Here is an 18,653-nt window from a genome sequence, read left to right as displayed (position 1 = left end):
CACGGACAAGGGTGGGTTGCGATATGTGCTGTATGTATATGCAGTATTTGTCGCAGCGTTGGCTTCGCGGACAAAGCTGACTAGCTGCAATAGTTCGCTGTCAGCATCCTCGGCCGCCTAAAGTTACACGCCTCTTTTTTGCTATCACCTTGCCTACTGACTGCTTCTGGCCGATTCTGTTGAAAAAGTCGGTTTTCCCAAAACGCTCGAACATTGATGGGTGAAAACACCTCTTTTGCACGCTGCTACGTGAAATCCGAGTCCTGAACCTTCTGCCAAAAACACAGATTTCAATCTCAGGCGCGTACTTTTCTGCCGTGGAAACCGAAGCCGACTTTTTCAACAGAATCGGCCGGCTGCTGCCTGTCAGCAAGATTGAAATGATCGTTGATCCAGGATCAGACACCGCGACGGCGATCAGACCGCCGTCACGGCGTTAGTGCTCAATCGCGAATGAACGCCAACAAATCGGCGTTGATCCGATCCGCGTTGGTAGTCGGCATACCGTGAGGAAAGCCCGGGTACGTCTTGAGCGTGGAATGCTTCAATAGTTTGGCCGAAAGCGGCGCAGAGTCGGCAATCGGCACAATTTGATCATCCTCTCCGTGCAAGACCAGTGTTGGCACCTGAATCGCTTTCAGATCTTCGGTGAAGTCGGTCTCGGAAAACGCTTTGATGCAGTCGTAATGAGCTTTTGCACCGCCCATCATGCCTTGACGCCACCAGTTGTCGATTGCGCCTTGCGAAACCTTGGCCCCGGGTCGATTGAAGCCGTAGAACGGCCCCGACGCCACGTCCATGTAAAACTGCGCGCGGCTGGCGACCAGTGCCGAACGGAACCCGTCGAACACGTCCAGCGGTAAACCGCCAGGGTTTTTCTGCGACTTGACCATGATTGGAGGAACCGCGCTGATAAGTACGGCCTTGGCAACGCGTCCCGGTTTGGCTCGAGCGGTGTAGCGCGCTACTTCACCCCCACCGGTCGAATGGCCGACATGGATCGCACCTTTAAGGTCGAGCGCATCGGTCAACTCGATGACGTCAGCGGTATAGGTGTCCATATCGTTGCCCACCCACGTTTGGGTCGAGCGCCCGTGACCGCGGCGGTCGTGCGCTATCACCCGATAGCCTTTGAGCAAGAAAAACATCATCTGGTTGTCCCAGTCGTCCGCGCTCAATGGCCAGCCGTGGTGAAACACGATGGGCGTCGCGTCTTTCGGACCCCAGTCCTTGAAGAAAATCCGGGTACCGTCTTTGGTCGTAATGGAGTTCATGGTGTGCATCTCCTTTTGATCTGGTTTGTGTTGGGTTGTAGAGGGCTTGTTAGCGGCCTGCGTCAACCCGGAAAAACTGGAAAGCGGAACCAACAAACTGGCGGCCACTACTGCTGAACTTGTCAATATGGCCCGACGCTGGAGATCTATCTCTCGATTGGAGTCTTTCATTGGCGGTCTCTCGATCTATTTTGTTGCTCAGGGAGATTCGCGCCTCCGCCCATCCTCTGCACTCCCGTGCGAGCGGGCTGACTTGGCTTGGACGCAGGCGCAAACCCAACAAGCGATCAGTAGTCCCAGAAGGCCGCTACCCAGCGAAAAGCGTCACCGTCCACCGCCACCCGGCCAACGGAGGGGAACGGCAGGTGAGTAGCCACGAACAGCTCACCGCTCGCCGCCGCCTCTTGCATAAGGCGGACACGGACGCGAATCGATTCCTCAGGGTCATGTTCAAAGCCGTTATGCCAGTCGGGGTGTTCGAAGGCGACCGGGAACAGGGCGTCGCCCGCGAAGGTCAACCGCTCGCCGCCGGATGTCACGTAGACCACGCTGTGTCCTGGGGTGTGGCCACCGGTGAGCTTGACGACCACGCCTGGTGCCACCTCATACTCATCCTCGAACGTGCGCACCTTGCTGCGGTATTCGCTAATGAACTGATTGGCCGTTGCCCGCAGCACGTCCGGCACCGGCGACGGCATGGCGGTGAGGGAGAAATCGGGCGACTCCCAGAACGCGACCTCGGTGGCTGAAACGTGGATACGCAGATCCGGACGCAGTTGGCTCTTCACCTCATCGACAAGCAGCCCGCCAATATGGTCCATGTGCATGTGGGTGATCACCACGTCGGTCACGGACGCAAGATCGATACCGGCGGCCTTCAGTCGTTTGGGGAACTGCCCGGCCCGCGGAAATCCGGGGAATTGCCCGCCCAGTCCAGCGTCGACGAGGATGAGCTTGTCCCCACTGCGCACCACCAGTACGTTCAGCGCCCAATCAAATGCGTCCGGCCCCAGGAACATGTCCTTGAACCAGGCCGCGCGGGCGGCTGGGTCGGCATTGGTGGACATCGTCTCGGTCGGCAGCGGCAGCACTCCATCGCTGACCACCAGCACGTCAATCTCGCCGATCCGCAACGCATAGCGTGAAGGAACCAGCTCCTCGGAGCTCATGTTTGACTCCAGCTGACGGTTGCTTTTCTGATGCGCTCCATCTTTTTGGGTGAGGTAGTTCAGATGCTTTGTCATGGTCGTTCTCCTATTGCTTGGGTCAAGAACTTCAGGCGAAAGCCGCTCTCGTCGTGAGAGCGACGGATTTCCTCGAGAGGTACAGCGATGCCCTGCGGCGCCCGCGGTGCTGGCACGAGCGACACGTTCAGGCGGGGTCTTCAGGCCACCGGAATCATCGGGTCAGCTGCTGCCAGGGCGGTGGCCCGATCAGCTGCAGGCGGGTAGATCCACAGGCTGTTGATCTGCGTCTTGAGTTCTTTGGCCGGTTCCTTGACCAGCTTGAGCTGGCGATCCCAGCCTTCGGTATACACCGCGCCCCAGGCGCCCAGATCGAGGCAGGTCACGTACTTGGGCTGACGGTAGGGGGTGGGCGCGACACCCAGCAGGTCCGCAACGACGTTATTTCCGGCGTGACGGCCTAGAGAGATCGCATGCTGGCAGGACATTGCTGCGAAGTTGCCGAGGTCGTCGGTGGCGGCATAAGCGACGTCTCCAGCCGCGTAGACATGCTCCTGGCCAAGCACCTTCAGGTTCTCATCGACGTGCAAGCGTCCCTGAGCATCACGGACGCTGGACATCTGTTCGGTGAGCGGGCTCGCGCGAAAACCGACAGTCCAGATCACGGTATGGCTTTCAATGCGACGACCATCGGCGAGGGTAGCGCCGTTGGCATCTACCGCCGCCACACTGGTGTCGAGTACCCATTCGATACCCAGGTGTTCAGAGGCCTCGACGATCGACGGGCGAATCCCATCCCCCATGGCAGCTGCGATCCGGGTACCTCGGTCGACGATGACCACGCGGATGTCCTGATCGTCACCGAGTATTGACCGCAGGCGTGCCGGCATCTCGGTGCCGGTCTCGATGCCGGTAAAACCTCCGCCTGCGACGACTACAGTGTTGCGGGCAATGCTGACGGGTCGGTTCTTGAGGGATTTCAGGTGGTTCTCCAGACGCACCGCCGATTCGATCTGATCAACATCAAAGGCATGGGAGCCGAGACCTGGCACCGCCGGGCGGGATAATTGGCTGCCAGCCGCCAGTACCAGACGGTCGTAGATCAACGTGCTCCAACGGCCAGCCTCATCGCGGTAACCAACGGTCCTTGCCAGTTCATCAATGTGCTCGGCGGTGCCTTTGATGAAACGTACACCTACCGAGTCGAACAACCCGTCCAGGGGAGCGAACATTTTGTGTACGTCGCTTTCGTAGAAACGGGGACGTATGCGCAATTGCGCCTGGGGCGCCAGCAGTGTGATTTCCACGTCGCTACGACTGTGTTTATCCAGTAGACGGGCGGCGCTTAATGCACTCCATACACCACCGAACCCCGCACCAATAACCAGAATATGCTGTTTCATCAGTTGTTCCTCAAAAAGGTTTTCAATGTTCTTGAAGTTATTTTTCAAGTTTGGTGGAGCGATACACGGGCGCCGAAAGTCAAGGCGTCTATGTTGAATGCAGCAGGTCGCCCGCTGTGGATTTATGTTATGGCCGGATTGTTTTCAGCGCACTTCTACATCGGTTCAGAAAAACTATACGTCAGGGGTATGGGTATATACGAAGGTTTGTATTGGATGCAAAAGAGAACGTTCAGAGCGCTCTCAATTCTGCTGGAGGAGGGCTGTTTCGATGTAGTTCAGAAGCTTATTGGCATCACAAGGTTTTGGCAGGTAGGCAATCAGCGCAGGCGTATCGGTGCTAAGGGGGGAGAGGGCTTCAGGATAAGCCGTGATGAATAGAGTGGGAATGTGAAAGCCCATCGTGACGAGCTGCTTATGAAGCTCCAAACCGCTCATTCCCGGCATCTGGATATCGGAAACAAGGCAATGTGTTTGAGCGGGGCCGTTCGTGTTGAGAAAGTCCAGAGCGCTGCAATAAGTTTTAACTTTGTAACCGCTGGATCGCAGCAAGCTTTCAAGCGCTGCCCGAACCGAGTCATCATCATCGATGATTGCGATAATCATTGAGTTGCGTATTTGCGTATCTTGCTTCATATGGGCGCTCGTGACAGCTTCTGCCGTTACTACAACATACGCCAACTTATAAGGCATAGAAGTATACCAATGTATGATCCGTTAAGACCAAAGTGTAGATGTTCTACTTGAACGTTCGATGAAATCACCCAGGTGAGTCTTGCGCTACGGGGGCGCGATTCATTTTAGAAAAAATCGCGTGTCCGGTTTTGCAAGAGGTCCGGGTATACCCATGTACAAGTCGGCACAACCAAGGGATGCATCGGTTGAACCCAGGTACAAGTGACGTCTTGCCGTTGGCCTGCATAAGCTTGAACCACCTCGCTGGCCTCCGGCAAAACGGGTTGTGCAGCGACCTGTTGTCGGATGTCCCCTTACCCATGCAGCCTTGTGCCTAGGCGGTGAACGTGATGAACAGAAATGATCTGCGGCGTGCTGACATCAATCTGTTGATTGTCTTTGAAACAGTGATGCGCGAACGCAACGTCACCCGGGCCGCAGAGAGACTTTTCCTGTGTCAGGCCACTATCAGCAGCGCCCTCGGGCGACTGCGTTCTTTGTTCAATGATCCGCTGTTCATCCGCACTGGCAGGGTGATGGAGCCGACTGCGCGTGCAGAAGAAATTCATGCGCGGCTGACGCCAGCGCTGGATGGCATCGCTATCGCCTTGAGTTGTGCCCAGACGTTCGATCCACTGACCAGTGACGAGACCTTTCATATCGGACTCTCTGACGATGTCGAGTACGCGCTGCTTCCACGTTTGATCAAGCACCTGCGCGATGAGGCACCAAACATCACGCTGGTGGTGCGCAGAGTGGACCATCGGCAATTACCCCAATTGCTGACCTCGGGAGAGATTTCCGTGGGTATCAGCTTTGCGCAAGAACTGCCGGCCAGTGCCCATTGCAAGAGCCTGCGGCCGATGCAACCCATGCTATTGCGCGCCGATTCGGCACCCGGCGCCCTCGAGCTGGATGACTTTTGCAGACGGCCTCATGTGGTTGTCTCTTCGATGGGAAATGTCATCGACGATGCCGACCATGCCCTGAGTCTGGTCGGTCGGCAGCGCAGGGTAGTACTGGCTGTTCCGCAGTTCAGTGCCTTGCCCGCTTTGCTCGCCGGCAGCGACATGATTGCGATCGTACCGGACTACGTCGCCCGGGCCATGGAGCGAATGGAAGGGATGCGCGCCGACTTTGCGCCGTTGGTGCTACCGGCGCCGGACTTGTCCATGGCCTGGCGCGGCGCGGCCCACAACGACCCTCGGGAACGTTGGCTGCGCTCCTGCTTCTGTCGCTATCTCGGTCAACATCAAGAGCAGCCCGTGCCGCTGGCCGTAGCGTGAATTGAGGCTACCTTTGTGCTGACGGCGGGCTGGGCCAGATCTGGGTTCTAATGGTGCTGGAAGTTGTTGTAGGCTCTACCAATTGGGGGGCGTCCGTCAAAAAACTAAAATCCGGGCATCCAGCCGCAGCCATGCAAGCCTGCTCCGACGGATAACAACATGCAGATACTATGGAACGATGGTGAGCGCACCTTCTGTCGGGAACGACGTTCGGGTGTGAAAGGCGACCGCAGTGTTCTCGTTGCACGACCTGCTGCTGAACAACCGCTTCCGGATTGTCTTGGCCGTTTCGCCCACGAGTTTGGCCTGAAGGACCAACTGGACGGCTCTTGGGCGGTGCGTCCGCTTGAGATGGTGCGGGAAAGTGGGCAGATGTATCTGCTGCTGGAAGATACGGGTGGCACGCCGCTTGTGCAGCTGCTGGTTGCCCCCATGGAAACGCCAACGTTCCTGCGTCTTGCGATCAGCATCGCGCAGGCATTGGGAAAGCTCCACCAGCGCGGACTCGTCCATAAAGACATCAAGCCCTCTCATATTTTGGTGAATTGCTCCGACGGTCAGGCTCGGCTTACAGGGTTCGGCCTCGCCTCGTGGTTACCGCGTGAGCGACAGGCGCCTGATACCATCGCCGGCACGCTCGCCTACATGGCACCTGAGCAGACCGGCAGGATGAATCGCTCGATCGATTTGCGCAGCGACCTCTATTCCTTCGGCGTCACGCTTTACCAGATGCTGACGGGCTCGCTGCCGTTTACGGCATCTGACCCGATAGAGTGGGTGCACTGCCATATCGCCAAAAAACCGCAGCCACCGAGCGTGCGGGTCGAAACCGTCCCCGATATGCTTTCCCGGATTGTCATGAAGCTGCTCGCCAAGACCGCTGAGGAGCGCTACCAGACGGCTGCGAGTGTTGAACATGATCTGCGGCAATGCCTGGCAGACTGGCAGTCCTTGGGCTACATCAATGCCTTCGCGTTGGGCGAGCAAGGGACATCCGATCGGCTGATGATTCCCGAGAAACTCTACGGGCGCGAGCATGAGGTCAGTACCTTGATCGCCGCGTTCGATCGGATCATCGCCAGCAGCGCGCCGGAACTCATGTTGGTCACCGGCTATTCCGGTATTGGCAAATCCTCTGTGGTCAATGAACTGCACAAAGCGCTGGTCCCGCCGCGAGGACTCTTCGCTGCCGGCAAGTTCGATCAATACCGGCGCGATATTCCCTATTCGACGCTGGTGCAGGCATTTCAAAGCCTGGTGCGCACGCTGCTTGGCAAGAGCGACACAGAACTGGCGCAATGGCGTGACGCATTACAGAACGCACTGGATGCCAACGCGGGGCTCATGACTGACCTCATTCCCGAACTGAAACTCATCATTGGTGAGCCGCCACCGCTGCAGACACTTGAGCCTCAACAGGCGCAACGCCGTTTCCTTCTGGTGTTCCGGCGCTTTATCGGTGTATTTGCCCGGGCGGAGCATCCGCTTGCGCTGTTTCTGGACGATCTGCAGTGGATCGACGCGGCAACGCTCGACCTGCTGGAGGATCTGTTGACCAGCTCGGATGTGCGGCATCTGATGCTGGTGGGTGCCTACCGCAGCAATGAAGTGAGTGTTGCGCACCCGCTAACGGGCAAACTTCAGGCCATTCGGGACGCGGGGGGCAGGGTAGATGAAATCACTCTGGCACCGCTCGCGAAGGGACACATTGAGCAGTTGATTGCGGATGCGCTGCATGACGAGCTTGCGCACATTGAGCCCCTGGCGCAGTTGGTGCTGGACAAAACCGCCGGCAACCCGTTCTTCGTGATCCAGTTTCTGCAAACCCTCGCTGACGAACAGCTGCTGACCTTCGATCATCAAGCAAGGCAGTGGTGCTGGAGTGCGGATCGCATCCATGCCAAGGGTTACACCGACAACATCGTGGACCTGATGGTCGGCAAGCTGACCCGCTTGCCGGCTGAAACGCAACTGGCATTACAGCAGCTTGCCTGTCTGGGGAACGTTGCCGGGACCACGGCACTTTCGACCGTTCTGGGCATCCCCCAGGCAAAGATCCACTCGGTATTGTGGGAAGCCATACGCCAGGAGTTGGTCCAGCGGCTGGAAGGCGCTTATGGTTTTGTTCATGACCGTATTCATGAAGCGGCCTATTCACTGATCCCCAAGGGGGCTCGCGCCGAGGCTCATCTGCGAATCGGCCGGCTGCTTGCAGCGCAGACGTCCCTGCAAGGGCGGGAGGAGGCGATTTTTGACATCGTCGGCCAGCTCAATAGCGGCGCTGTGCTGCTCACCGATCAGGCCGAGCGGGAGCAATTGGCAGAGCTCAACCTGATAGCCGGCCAGCGCGCCAAGGCGTCAACGGCCTATGCTTCGGCGCTCAACTACCTCACCACGGGCGCGCAGCTGTTGGACGACAACGGTTGGACGCGTCTGCATGAGTTGATCTTCGCGCTGGAGTTGAACCGGGCCGAATGTGAGCTGCTGACTGGGCAGTTATCGGTCGCGGACAAGCGTCTGGCGGCGCTGTCGGATCGCGCCACGACTACGATCGAACGAGCCAATGTCGTGTGTCTGCAAATGGATGTCTACCTGCTCATGGATCGCAGCGATGGCGCGGTCGCTGTCTGTCTCGCCTATCTGCGGCATGTGGGCATCGAGTGGTCGGCCCATCCGAGCGACGATGAAGTGCGCCAGGAGTACGACCATATCTGGTCGTTACTGGGCGATCGGGAGATCGAGGAACTCATTGATTTGCCGCTGATGGAGGATGCGGGCTCCCTCATGACCGTCAGCGCTCTGAGCAAGCTCTTCCCGCCTGCCTTGCAGACGGATGCGAACCTGACGGACCTGTTGATCTGCAAGGCTATCAGCCTGAGCCTCGAAGGGGGCAACTGCGATGCTTCATGTGTGCATTACGCCAATGCATTCAGAGTCGCCGGACGGCGTTTCGGCGACTACCAGGCTGGATTTCGATTCGGCCAGCTCGGCTGCGAACTCGTTGAACAACGAGGCCTGAAGCGATTCGAAGCCAGTACCTATCTTTGCTTCTCGAATTTTGCCGTGCGCTGGATGAAGCCCGTAGGGCAATGCCGCGACCTGCTGCACCGCTCATTTGTTGCGGCGAACCGGATCGGTGACCTGCCGTATGGTGCTTATGCGGGCAACAGCCTCACCTCTGACTCTCTCTTCGCCGGTGAGCCATTGTCCGAGGTACAAGACGAAGCCGAACGTGGCCTGGATTACGCCAGAAAGGTGCGTTTCGGGCTGGTCACCGATTTCATTGGCACACAACTGGCGCTGATCCGGATGCTCCGGGGTTCGACGTCAATATTTGGTTGTTTTGATGATGGACAGTTTGACGAGAGAGTTACCGAAGCTCACCTGTCCAGCAATCCGGACCTGGCATTGGCCGAGTGCTGGTATTGGGTTCGCAAATTACAAGCCTGCTACCTGGCCGACGACCCCGGGGCAGCCATGCAAGCCGCGGCAAAGGCACAGCAGTTGCTATGGACGTCATATCTGTTCTTCGAGGAGGCTGAGTTTTACTTCTATGACGCGCTGGCTCGTGCTCGATGGTGCGACAGTGTCCCGGTGGACGAGCGTGCGCAGCACTTGATCGCAATGGCGACGGATCACCGGCAACTCCAGATCTGGGCTCAACAGTGCCCAGAGAATTTCGCGAGCCGGGCCGCGCTGGTCGACGCCGAGATCGCCCGCGTCGAAGGGCGCTTGATCGAGGCCGAGTTGCTTTACGAACAAGCCGTCCACTCGGCGCAGAAGAGCGGCTTTGTCCATATCGAAGCGCTTGCCAACGAACTGGCGTCTCGCTTCTACGCGGCCCGTGGTCTTGGGAAAGTAGCCCGCGTTTACTTGCAAGACGCCCGCTACGGCTACCTGCGTTGGGGCGCTGATGGCAAGGTGCGACAGCTTGAGGCGCGGTATCCGTTGCTGAGGACCGAAGAGCAAACGCTCGGCCCGACAACGACGATGGTCGCACCGGTCGAACACCTCGATCTGGCCACCGTGATAAAGGTCTCGCAGGCCGTGTCGGGAGAAATCGTCCTGGAAAAACTCATCGACATGATCATGCGCACGGCCATCGAACAGGCCGGTGCCGAACGAGGCGTGTTGATTCTGTCGGACACGGGTGAGCACCGCATAGCCGCGCAAGTGACCACTGGCAGCCATTCGATGCAGCTGCGCGATGAGCCGATGACTTCGGCGCTGCTGCCAGAGTCACTTCTCTACCATGTCCTGCGCACCGGTGAGAGTGTTTTTCTTGATGATGCCCTGACCGAGGCCCCGTTTGCCGAAGACCCTTATATACGTCAGCATCACGTCCGATCGGTTCTCTGCCTGCCGTTGATGAACCAGGCCAAACTGACCGGTGCGCTCTACCTCGAAAACAATCTGACCGCCCGTGTGTTCAGCCCATCCCGGATTGCCGTGTTGAAACTGGTGGCCTCACAGGCTGCTATTTCGCTGGAAAATGCCCGTTTGTACCGCGAGGTCGCCGAGCGCGAAGGGAAGATTCGGCGTCTGGTAGACGCCAACATCATCGGGATCCTCGTCTGGAACGCCGACGGTGACATCGTCGAGGCCAATGATGCATTTCTTCGCATGCTGGGATACGAGCGGGATGATCTTGTCTCGGGCTGTCTGCGCTGGAGAGATCTGACAACACCGGAATTTCGTGAACTCAGTGAGCACTTTTTGGCACAAGCCGTGCGGACCGGCTACGCCCAACCTCACGAGAAGGAATACTTCAGAAAGGATGGTAGTCGCCTGCCGGTGATTGTCGGTTTGGCGATGTTCGAAGCCAGCAGCAAGGAAGGGGTCGCTTTCGTGTTGGATCTGACCGAGCGCAAACAGGCAGAAGAAAAAATCCGCGAAAGCGAACGACGCTATCGCGAGGTGCAAACGGAGTTGGCCCACGCGAACCGCGTCGCGACCATGGGGCAGCTTGTCGCCTCGATTGCTCATGAAGTCAATCAACCGATTGCAGCGGCCATCCTCAATGCCAACGCCGCGCTGCGCTGGCTGAACAGCCAGCCGCCGGAGATCGATGAGGTCCACAAAGTACTTGGCAGTCTGATCATGGATGCCAATCGGGCAGCCGATGTATTGGGTCGGATTCGTCGGCATATCCGCAAGGCACCACCGCAAAAGGGGGCGGTGGACATCAACGCGGCGATTCGCGAGATGATCGAGTTCACCCGTGGCCAGATCATGAAGAGTGGGACCTTGATTCGGACTCAACTCAAAGACGGTTTGCCATCTATTGAAGGCGACCGTGTTGAACTGCAACAGGTGCTGCTCAACTTGATCATGAATGCGCTCGAGGCCATGAATGGTGTGAGTGAGGGGGAACGCCAATTGCACATCAGCGCTCTGTTAAATGACGCCGGTTGTGTGCTCGTCAGTGTGAGCGATTCGGGGCCAGGATTCGCCTCGGAAAACACCGAGCAGATTTTCGCTTCTTTCTACACCACCAAGCCCACCGGATTGGGGATGGGGTTATCAATCTGTCGCTCGATCATCGAGGCACATGGCGGCCACTTGTGGGCAAGCATCAACCGACCCCGCGGTGCTACCGTTCAATTCACGATTCCTGTCGAGCATGGTTGAATTGGCTGCACTCTGTCGCCTGCAGCCAAGTGTTCTGTTTAATACTTAGGTTTAGGGGAGGTATATGAATGGTTGCTTAAATTAATCATGTGTACAAATGAAGCTTCGCAGTCCTGGCGATATATTACATATCAAGGGTCTGTGGAGAATGTGTCGTGAATACTCTAACTATTAAGTTGATAAGTGGATCTTCATCGCTTCGATCAGCAATCGTTTTATGCTTGACGATAATAGCAATAGATCTTGCTGGGTATGTGAAGGCGCTGATGTTTGAAAGTTGTCTGTTTGTCGAGCGCTGCAATAGTAGTAAGTTGCCAAGAAAATCCTTCATGTTTCCATTGGGGTTAGTGCATGTCGAAAAATGTGCGGGTTATTTGCCAATAGGCTCGCACTTGATTAGTCCGCGCAAATTTTATTTGCATCATGGAATATATCTTGGGTGTGGAAACGTAGCTCATTACTCTGGATTTAGCAGTTCACTCAAACCAGGCCCCATTGAAGTGACTGACCTCGAAAGCTTCGCAAACGGCAAGCCAGTCTGGTTGATACGGGAATCGTGTGAATATTCAAGCGATGAAATTGTCAGTCGTGCGCGTTCAAGAATGGGTGAAAGTCAATACAGGATTCTGTCCAATAACTGCGAGCATTTTTGCAACTGGTGCATTAGTGGGAGAAGCTGTAGTGTCCAAGTCAAGGCGTTTCTCCATTGCCCACGTTATCTGCTTTCTTTTATTTCAGCGTTGGAACTGTATTTTATTGCATGATTCTTCCCAGTGTTTTCGGGTGGTTATAACCATGTTTGTGTGCACGCTTACGCAACATAAAGTGTTGTGCTAGAATTTTTCCCTCAACCAACCAAAGAGGGCTGTGCATGAACGGAAATCCACCATCCAATGAGCAAAGCAGTAAAGGTTCTATGGTGTTCGTGGTGGATGACGACGCTTCCATGCGCAACGCATTAAGCAATCTTTTACGCTCCGCCGGTATACAAGTCGAGACGTTCGCATCCACTGCGGAATTTCTTCAGCAGCCAAAGACAGAGGGTGCAAGCTGTTTGATCCTTGATGTACGACTTCAAGGTAACAGTGGTCTTGAGTTTCAAAGCCAGTTGGCTAAGTCCAATGCCAATATTCCAATTATTTTCATCACTGGGCACGGGGACATCGAAATGTCCGTTAAGGCGATGAAAGCCGGCGCGGTGGATTTTTTGGCAAAACCGTTCCGTGAACAGGACCTTTTGGACGCGGTGTCTGCCGCACTGCAGGCAGATGTCAGACGTCGGCAAATTGAGCAGCAGTTTTCAGATCTGCATGCCCATTATCAGACGCTGACAGCTCGTGAGAAAGAGGTAATGGCCCTTGCAGTCAAAGGTCTGATGAATAAACAGATTGCAGGGCAGATGAATCTGAGCGAGATCACCGTGAAAATTCACCGCGGGCATGCAATGAAAAAAATGCACGCAAAGTCGTTTGCTGATTTGGTTCGGATGGCAGAGTCATTAGGGGATAGATGACTGAAGAAACTCTGCTATCAGCGATGTAATCTGCTGTTGAATCACCTCACGCGGGCGAGCGCTGTCGCCATCCCGGCAAATGATGCCATCGCCTGGTACATCTTCTTCGAGCATTACTTGCGCACCAGGTTTGCACACCGACAAGAAGCTGAAATGGCTTGCGTCGCTGATTTCGACGTAACGGCTTGATGCCGCAGGCAGGCGTTTGGCCAGGTTGGCAGACTCCAACTCAGCGGGAAGCTCGAGCGACGGTACGCCGGCAGCGATCACCAGCGCTGGTACCGGCAGCGCGGCCAGGCTTTCATCGGTCAGGCCCCGTGAAAGGCCCAGGTCCAATGTAACCACAGCAGTGACGCGTTTATCGCGCAAATCGGCGGCCAACGCGGCCTTCGATTCTGAGGTGCTTGCGGGGTTCATCTTTCCATAGACGGTGCAGCTTGATAACTGCGGGTGGGCTTTGCAGTCATGGGCGAAGCGGTCTGGATCGAAACGAGCACCGGCGATCTCCAGGGCGGTCCAGCCGCCGAGTGAATGGCCCACTACTGCAATTCGGCCATTGGCGACCAAGCCGAATTTTTCAGGTTGAGTCGTGACCCTATCAATGGCTCGGCGCAAATCAACGGGCCGCTGCCATAACTGCGCCGCTGCTTGAAGGCTACGGTCGTGAGTGGTGGTGCCAGGGTGATTGATTGCGGCAACGATGTAACCCCTATGGGCCAGAGCACTGGCAAGCCAGATCTGGTTGCTCCAGTTTCCCTTGTATCCGTGGGAGAGCACCAGCAATGGATGCTTGCCAGCAGCTGGCGGCGCGTTACGAACGGCAGAAGCACCGACAAACACCGCATCATCGCCGATCAATTGCGTGGCTGCGGTCGTTGCACTGGGGTACCAGACGACCATCTCCAGTGAGCGGTCATTGTGGGAGTCCGGCAGTGTGGAAGATTGGAAGCCGACAGGGTTCTAGTCAGCGAGTGCGATGGTAGTCAGCCAAGTCAACAACAGGGCGCCGAAAGCTATTTTCAATGTCGTTTCTTCCTTGAATAGATAAGTGCATAGCCACCTGAACCCGCCATTAGGCGCATCCACTTTCGGCTGCATAAAAGCATGGACATTAAAGCCCACATTCGAACCGCCGCGCATAAATTTAATCGTTAACTCTGTTCGCGGTCTTAGGGCTATCTCAACCGCATTCAATCCAGTCGGCGGCTGGAACGAGAAGCGCAGCGCAACGTCGAGTTGAGCCTGTGGTGAGGGCGCTTGCCCCCGAAGAGCGCACCGCGGTTTTTCAGGTATTACGCGTCATCGCTCTTCGCGGGCCACGTTCCCACAGGTTCTGCGTCTAGGGCTTGTTCCCACAGGTTGCGCTACATTTTGTGGCGCTGCGGCCCTTCCAGATTGCCCGCGATATCACTGGCCATGACACTCGCCGAGACCATCGATTCACAGGCGTGAGCCAGCAGGCTTGCCGTGTCGACACCGGGCGTGACGATAAACATCGTGCTTGGTTTATGGGCGGCAGCGGATTCTTTGGTCATTTACCGGATACGGATTTTCGGTGTCACGGACATGCCGACTCGCAGCTTCGCCGCCGCGGGCTGATCGGGATCGATGCGAATGCGCACCGGCAAGCGCTGGACGATTTTCGTGAAGTTGCCAGTGGCGTTGTGTGGCGCAACGGCGGAGTAGCTGACTCCGCTGGCCGGTCCCAGGCTGTCCACCGTTCCTTGCAGCATCTCGCCCGGCAAGGCATCCACTTCGATATCCACGGCTTGACCCGTTTGTACGCGCGCCAGTTGCGTCTCCCGGAAGTTGGCCGTGACGTAGACGGCATCGAGCGGAACAATCGCCAGCAAGGGTTTTCCGGCATTGACGAAAGCACCGATACGTACCGATTTCTGTCCGATCGTGCCGCCGATCGGCGCCGTGATGCGGGTATAGGAAAGTTTCAGCTCTGCGGTGGCTTGTGCGGCTTGCGCGTGGGCAAGAGCCGCCCTGGCTTTCTCCAGATCAGCTTTCAGGATATCCACTTGTTGCCGAGCAGCCTGTAATCCCGCCTGGCTCTTTTCCCCTCGGGCCAGTTGAATGCTCAATTGCGCTTCGGCCTGTTGCCGTGCTTGTACCGTTCCCGAGCCGTCGGTGGCCAGGTTGCGATAACGCGCCTGATTGACTCTGGCCAGCTTGAGCGCAGCGTCGTCTGCGGCAACTGCCGCTTGGGCCTGGCGTATGGCGGTTTCCTGTTGAATCAGGTGCGCTTGCAGGCTGGCGATGCTGGCCTGGGCACTGGCGACCTGGGCCTTGGCCGCATTCACGGCAACCACAAAATCACGATCGTCAATGATCGCTAGCAAATCCCCTTTTTTTACCGGCTGGTTATCTTCGATCAACACCCTATCAACCGTTCCCGACACCTGCGGTGCGACTGTGGTGAAGTCAGCGTGGACGTAGGCATCGTCCGTGGACTGGATCGATGCGCTGGATTCGGGGCGATTGAGATAGAGAACACCGCCGATCGCCACTGCAAGCAGCAGCACCACGCTGATGATTCTGGCTTTCTTTGGTAAGGCCATGATGGGTTATCCGTGTGAGGAAGATGAAGGAGAGGAAGAGGGCGAGGCCACGCGCACGTCGGGTGCGGGGATGTAGGTCAGCCGCAGCACCAGAGGAATCAACACAAGTGCCAGGATGCCCAGCACGCGATAGGCGTCGGCGATCGACAGCACCAGCGACTGCTGACCGATGAGGCCCATCAGTTGCGAAGGCTCAAGCGCCAGGGCGTTATCTGTCAGGGCCGCATGGTCCAGCAGCATTTCCCCATGGAAACGACCGCGCACGGTCATCAGCTGTCCGACCACCGCAGCACCCACCAGCGACCCGAAGGCGCGCAGCGTGTTGATGGTGCCGGACACATAAGGTCCTTCTTGGGGCTGCACAACGCTGGTGACCAGAAACAGCATCGACACCACGGCCATCGGTTGGCCGAACGCTTGCAGCGTTTGCACCACGACGAACTGCTCGCGGTTCCAGTCGGAGGTCAATTGCGCGCCGCAAAAGCACGCCAGCGCGATCAACAACAACCCCAACGCGAACACGATGCGCGCATCCACCCACTTCTGGTACAGCAGCAGCGCCACTACAGGCCCCAGGACCAGTTGCGGCAAGGCGACGATCAGGCCGATCGACGCCATTTGCAGGGGCCGGTAGTTCTGCAAAGGGCCGAGATAACTGGCCGGCAAGAGTGAGCTGGACATCAGCACCACCAGCAGGCAGACGAACAGAATGCAGCCCAGTCCCAGGTTGCGGCGTCCGAGAATCTGCAATTTGATGAACGGCGAGGGGTGATACCACTCGGTCAGCAGGTAGACGGCCAGCAGGGCTAGCCCTGCCACCAGCGATAATGTGATCAAAGGCGAATGAAACCAGTCCAGCCGCACGCCTTGATCCAATGCGACGGTGATCAAGCCGAGCGCCGGTACACCGCAGACCATGCCGGACCAATTGGCCAGCCCAAAGCGTGCGGTCTGGATGGGCTCCCGTGGCAACCCCCATCCGATCAACAATCCGGCGATGATGGTCAGGGGAACGATCTGCCAGTACACCCAGCGCCAGTCGAACAGCCCATCCGTCCAGTACCCGGCCAGCCAGATCGAGAGATTGGGTGCGAAGGTCGCGGTCATCGCATACAGCGCCAGCCCATACAGCCGTATGGGTGGGGGCAGGAATTTCAGCGCCGCCATCATCAGCAGCGGAATCGTCGTACCGCAGGCAATGCCTTGCACAAAACGCATGGTCAGTAGCAGGTTCAGATCGTGGATGAAGGGCAGGATCACCGCCAGCAGCGCACACGTACCGAGCATCCACAGTTCGAAACGACGCAGCGAAAGGGTAATGGCAAACCATGCCGAAAACGGCATGGCAATCAATTCTCCGGCACTGTAAGCCGTGGTCAGCCAGGAGGCGTCGTCAAGGCCAAACCCGAGTGCGCCGCGTACATCGGCCAGCGCCAATGCGCCGACACGGGTGTTCAACCCCGCCATCATGGCCGCAATGAAAATCCCGACCAGACCTGCCATGGGGCGTTTCGAGGGCTTGGCCAAGGACGCACCGGTAGCCGGGACGTCCGCTGGCGACAACGCGACGCCGTTCATTGCTCGGCCTTCGAGGGTGAAGCGACCGGAAACGCGAGGGCAACCGATGGAGGCGCCGTCGAATGATCGATGCCAGCCTGCGGGTCCCAACCGCCACCCAGCGACTTGTAGAGGTTGACTACGGTGAGCGTGGCGTTGGTCGCGCTGTCATTAAGACTGGTTTGGCTGGCAAGCACGTTGAGTTGCGCCGTCAGTACGCTCAGATAGTCCGTAGCGCCTTGCTGATAGCCGCGTTCGGCAGCCTGCAGTGCCTGCTTGTTCTGTTCATACGAAACCAACAACTCACCGTGCCGGCGCTGTTGGGCAGCCCAGGCATCCAGGGCATTGTCCACTTCATGCCAGGCTCGCAATACCGTTTGCCGATAAGCCAGTGCGGCGGTTTTTTGCCGTGATTCGTTCAGGGCCAGGCGCTGCGTCAACCGCCCCCCCTGGAAGATCGGGAGGTAAACCGTCGGGCCGACGGAAAAGAAGCGCGAGTCCCAACTAGCAAGATCGCCGCCGTCGAAGGCTTCCACGCCGACTCTTCCTTTCAAGCCTATACGTGGGTAGAAATCGGCCTTGGCCACACCGATGGCTGCTGTCGCGGCATGCAGCTGCGCTTCGGCGCGCAGGATGTCGGGTCGCCGGTGAGCCAATTCAGAAGAGACGCCGACCGGTACGCGGGTCGGCAGTGAAGGCAAGGGCATGGCTTGACGCAGTTGCGCATCGAGTGTGCGTGGCTGTTCTCCCATTAACAACGCCAGAGCATTCATCAGGGCGTTGCGGCGCTGGGTCAGTTCGGGAACCAAGGCTTTGATCGTCGCCAATTGCGCGCGAGCGGACGAGGTTTCGAAGCGCGTCGCGACGCCGTTACGCTCGCGGCTTTCGGCCAGGCCGAGGGTGCGTTCGGCAATCCTCAGATTTTGCTGCGCAATGTCCAGTTGTGCCTGCGTTCCGCGCAACTGCAAATAGGTGCGTGCCACTTCGGCGGACAAGGCCACCCGTGCAGCTTCGCGGTCATACACCGTGGCTTCCAGGGTCGCCTCCGCGCCCTCGCGCGCACGTTGTGCACGGCCCCACAGATCGATTTCCCAACTGGCATCGAATCCAAGCTGCCAGAAGTTGTTGGGATCAGTAGGCGCTCCCAGGGCGGCGAATTTGCCATGTTCGCTGAGCCCCTCACGCGCATAGCTGGCGTTGGCTGCCACGCTGGGCAGCAACTGCGAGGAGGCAATACCCAGTTGCGCCCGGCTTTGTTCGATGCGTTCGGAGGCTATGTGCAGATCGAGGTTGCCGGCCTGCGCACGTGATTGCAGCTCGGCGAGCACGGCGTCATTGAACAACAACCACCACTGGGAGGGCACTGCGGCGTCGGAAGTCAGGGGGACGCTTGGGTGGTCCTGTCTGGACGCTAGCACCACTTCGCGAAGACCGTTCTCAGGTTTCACGAAGTCGGGGCCGACCATGCAGCCGGCCAGCGAGACTGCGCCTAGCGTTGCGATTGCGCACTGTCGTAATTGTGAAAGCAGCCGTTGTGAGGTCATTGCAGCGTCCTGTCGAGGA

11 protein-coding genes and 3 pseudogenes are annotated in these 18,653 nt (G+C 57.6%); 5 read left to right on the top strand and 9 right to left on the bottom strand.

The genetic code is table 11. The features are described 5' to 3' along the window. Nucleotides 1-443: 443 nt before the first annotated feature. From ACZ9BB_RS12680 to ACZ9BB_RS12665, 4 genes are all read right to left on the bottom strand, one after another. Entirely contained in the window at nucleotides 444-1,274 is an 831-nt protein-coding gene (locus ACZ9BB_RS12680; RefSeq protein WP_476218297.1) for an alpha/beta fold hydrolase, read from the bottom strand. Between the two features lie 287 nt (nucleotides 1,275-1,561). Beyond that, nucleotides 1,562-2,518: an MBL fold metallo-hydrolase gene (locus tag ACZ9BB_RS12675; RefSeq protein WP_476214076.1), complete on the bottom strand. Its 957-nt coding sequence runs from the start codon at nucleotides 2,516-2,518 to the stop codon at nucleotides 1,562-1,564. A 140-nt stretch (nucleotides 2,519-2,658) separates the two neighbouring features. Then, nucleotides 2,659-3,861, bottom strand: coding sequence for an NAD(P)/FAD-dependent oxidoreductase (locus ACZ9BB_RS12670; protein WP_476214075.1), 1,203 nt, complete (start codon nucleotides 3,859-3,861; stop codon nucleotides 2,659-2,661). A 243-nt stretch (nucleotides 3,862-4,104) separates the two neighbouring features. Beyond that, nucleotides 4,105-4,497 carry a response regulator transcription factor gene (locus tag ACZ9BB_RS12665; protein WP_476214074.1) on the bottom strand — a complete coding sequence of 131 codons (393 nt, stop codon included), beginning with the start codon at nucleotides 4,495-4,497 and terminating at the stop codon, nucleotides 4,105-4,107. 389 nt (nucleotides 4,498-4,886) lie between these two features. On the opposite strand from ACZ9BB_RS12665, the gene ACZ9BB_RS12660 reads away from it, so the two are divergent. From ACZ9BB_RS12660 to ACZ9BB_RS12645, 4 genes are all read left to right on the top strand, one after another. After that, a complete protein-coding gene (locus tag ACZ9BB_RS12660) occupies nucleotides 4,887-5,822 on the top strand; it encodes a LysR family transcriptional regulator (protein WP_476214073.1) in 936 nt (311 codons plus the stop codon). Nucleotides 5,823-5,981: 159 nt separating this feature from the next. Continuing rightward, nucleotides 5,982-11,453: a trifunctional serine/threonine-protein kinase/ATP-binding protein/sensor histidine kinase gene (locus ACZ9BB_RS12655; RefSeq protein ID WP_476214072.1), complete on the top strand. Its 5,472-nt coding sequence runs from the start codon at nucleotides 5,982-5,984 to the stop codon at nucleotides 11,451-11,453. Between the two features lie 155 nt (nucleotides 11,454-11,608). Continuing rightward, nucleotides 11,609-12,217, top strand: a complete 609-nt coding sequence (locus tag ACZ9BB_RS12650; protein ID WP_476214071.1) for a lecithin retinol acyltransferase family protein — start codon at nucleotides 11,609-11,611, stop codon at nucleotides 12,215-12,217. 107 nt (nucleotides 12,218-12,324) lie between these two features. Continuing rightward, nucleotides 12,325-12,966, top strand: coding sequence for a response regulator transcription factor (locus ACZ9BB_RS12645; protein ID WP_476214070.1), 642 nt, complete (start codon nucleotides 12,325-12,327; stop codon nucleotides 12,964-12,966). Here the strand turns inward: ACZ9BB_RS12645 and ACZ9BB_RS12640 are convergent. Next, nucleotides 12,952-13,989, bottom strand: a pseudogene (locus ACZ9BB_RS12640) (alpha/beta hydrolase family protein). The gene ACZ9BB_RS12645 and the pseudogene ACZ9BB_RS12640 overlap by 15 nt on opposite strands. A 150-nt stretch (nucleotides 13,990-14,139) precedes the next feature. Between ACZ9BB_RS12640 and ACZ9BB_RS12635 the strand changes: the two are divergent. Beyond that, nucleotides 14,140-14,214 (top strand): annotated as a pseudogene (locus ACZ9BB_RS12635) (hypothetical protein); the annotation flags it as partial. Nucleotides 14,215-14,333: 119 nt separating this feature from the next. Here ACZ9BB_RS12635 and ACZ9BB_RS12630 read toward each other — a convergent pair. The 4 genes and pseudogenes from ACZ9BB_RS12630 to ACZ9BB_RS12615 form a co-directional block, all read right to left on the bottom strand. Further along, nucleotides 14,334-14,501: pseudogene (locus ACZ9BB_RS12630) on the bottom strand (DUF6124 family protein); the annotation flags it as partial. Continuing rightward, nucleotides 14,502-15,533 carry an HlyD family secretion protein gene (locus ACZ9BB_RS12625; RefSeq protein ID WP_476214069.1) on the bottom strand — a complete coding sequence of 344 codons (1,032 nt, stop codon included), beginning with the start codon at nucleotides 15,531-15,533 and terminating at the stop codon, nucleotides 14,502-14,504. It abuts the pseudogene before it with no gap. 6 nt (nucleotides 15,534-15,539) lie between these two features. Further along, nucleotides 15,540-17,111, bottom strand: a complete 1,572-nt coding sequence (locus tag ACZ9BB_RS12620) for an MFS transporter (RefSeq protein WP_476214068.1) — start codon at nucleotides 17,109-17,111, stop codon at nucleotides 15,540-15,542. Then, nucleotides 17,108-18,634 carry an efflux transporter outer membrane subunit gene (locus ACZ9BB_RS12615; RefSeq protein ID WP_476214067.1) on the bottom strand — a complete coding sequence of 509 codons (1,527 nt, stop codon included), beginning with the start codon at nucleotides 18,632-18,634 and terminating at the stop codon, nucleotides 17,108-17,110. Before ACZ9BB_RS12615 ends, ACZ9BB_RS12620 begins: the two co-directional genes overlap by 4 nt. Between the last annotated feature and the right edge of the window lie 19 nt (nucleotides 18,635-18,653).

The sequence above is a fragment of the Pseudomonas sp. TE3552 genome, from assembly GCF_056278945.1.
The sequence above is the reverse complement of the archived record's forward strand: the minus strand, read 5'-3'. Positions and strand labels throughout refer to the sequence as shown.

Coding starts and splice junctions, on each gene's coding strand:
- ACZ9BB_RS12680 (WP_476218297.1), bottom strand. CDS start 1,274: ATGAACTCCATTACGACCAAAGACGGTACCCGGATTTTCTTCAAGGAC.
- ACZ9BB_RS12675 (WP_476214076.1), bottom strand. CDS start 2,518: ATGACAAAGCATCTGAACTACCTCACCCAAAAAGATGGAGCGCATCAG.
- ACZ9BB_RS12670 (WP_476214075.1), bottom strand. CDS start 3,861: ATGAAACAGCATATTCTGGTTATTGGTGCGGGGTTCGGTGGTGTATGG.
- ACZ9BB_RS12665 (WP_476214074.1), bottom strand. CDS start 4,497: ATGAAGCAAGATACGCAAATACGCAACTCAATGATTATCGCAATCATC.
- ACZ9BB_RS12660 (WP_476214073.1), top strand. CDS start 4,887: ATGAACAGAAATGATCTGCGGCGTGCTGACATCAATCTGTTGATTGTC.
- ACZ9BB_RS12655 (WP_476214072.1), top strand. CDS start 5,982: ATGCAGATACTATGGAACGATGGTGAGCGCACCTTCTGTCGGGAACGA.
- ACZ9BB_RS12645 (WP_476214070.1), top strand. CDS start 12,325: ATGAACGGAAATCCACCATCCAATGAGCAAAGCAGTAAAGGTTCTATG.
- ACZ9BB_RS12625 (WP_476214069.1), bottom strand. CDS start 15,533: ATGGCCTTACCAAAGAAAGCCAGAATCATCAGCGTGGTGCTGCTGCTT.
- ACZ9BB_RS12620 (WP_476214068.1), bottom strand. CDS start 17,111: ATGAACGGCGTCGCGTTGTCGCCAGCGGACGTCCCGGCTACCGGTGCG.
- ACZ9BB_RS12615 (WP_476214067.1), bottom strand. CDS start 18,634: ATGACCTCACAACGGCTGCTTTCACAATTACGACAGTGCGCAATCGCA.